Genomic DNA, 1104 nt, shown 5'->3' with positions numbered 1-1104 from the left:
ACACACCGCCCGTCACACCATGGGAGTGGGCTGCAAAAGAAGTGGGTAGCTTAACCTTCGGGGGGGCGCTCACCACTTTGTGGTTCATGACTGGGGTGAAGTCGTAACAAGGTAGCCCTAGGGGAACCTGGGGCTGGATCACCTCCTTACCTATACGACTAACTTAATGTTTGTTGAGTGTTCACACAGATTTGCTTGATAGAAGAAAGAGTAAAAGATGGACCTAGTTAAATAGGTTTATCAAAGATGAGTCTGTAGCTTAACTGGTTAGCACCCCAATCCCCTCATAAAGAGTAGGGTGAGGTCGGTGGTTCTAGATGGTTGTAGATTTATCAATAAGATGGGTCTGTAGCTCAGCTGGTTAGAGCGCACCCCTGATAAGGGTGAGGTCGGTGGTTCAAGTCCACTCTGACCCACCAAATCTTCGTTCTCCTTTGTTAAATTAACACTCGTTTAGTGAAACTAAACGTCGCGTTAATTTGCCGCGGATAACTCGATTTGGCAAACCAATCCTTTTAGAGGTTTGGAACATCTTACTTACTCGCACTGCATGTAAATGGGGCTATAGCTCAGCTGGGAGAGCGCCTGCCTTGCACGCAGGAGGTCTGCGGTTCGATCCCGCATAGCTCCACCATTTACACCTTATTCTGACTTTATTGYAAAGTAATAAGGCATATGCACTATGGATAGAGATGCCAAAGATAAACTTAAAAATTATCTTTGGCTTTTTTAAGCCCGCTCTTTAACAATTTGGAAAGCTGATAGTATTTAATTGCATGAGTCTGTCATGTRATTAATTACAAAACGTTTAATGCGMAAGCATTGAACATGAGTTCTCAAACACTTTATTAAGTGTCTTGAATATTCAAWAGTAAATTATTCTTTATTGAATAGTTTACGTCTAAGGCGCGTCCACTTCTTTGGTCAGAAGTGAGACAAGTAAAACCAAGCTGGTCGCAATGCGGCGCAGATGAGTGAAACTCATTTGGGTTGTATGGTTAAGCGACTAAGCGTATACGGTGGATGCCTTGGCAGTCAGAGGCGATGAAGGACGTAGTAACTTGCGAAAAGCGTTGGCGAGCTAGTAACAAGCATTTGAGCTAA

General features: G+C 43.7%; 2 tRNA genes and 2 rRNA genes. All 4 read left to right on the top strand.

What is annotated here, in order from left to right:
- Positions 1-149: ribosomal RNA gene (locus tag L5M49_RS25065) — 16S ribosomal RNA — on the top strand; the annotation flags it as partial.
- A 193-nt stretch (positions 150-342) separates the two neighbouring features.
- A tRNA-Ile gene (locus tag L5M49_RS25060) sits at positions 343-419 on the top strand.
- 139 nt (positions 420-558) lie between these two features.
- Positions 559-634: transfer RNA gene (locus L5M49_RS25055), tRNA-Ala, on the top strand.
- A 362-nt stretch (positions 635-996) separates the two neighbouring features.
- Positions 997-1104 (top strand): 23S ribosomal RNA (locus L5M49_RS25050); the annotation flags it as partial.

Source organism: Shewanella sp. SM74 (assembly GCF_025653725.1).
Taxonomy (GTDB): Bacteria; Pseudomonadota; Gammaproteobacteria; order Enterobacterales; family Shewanellaceae; genus Shewanella; species Shewanella oncorhynchi.
Note: the sequence above shows the minus strand (reverse complement) of the source record. Positions and strands in the feature narration are given on the sequence as shown.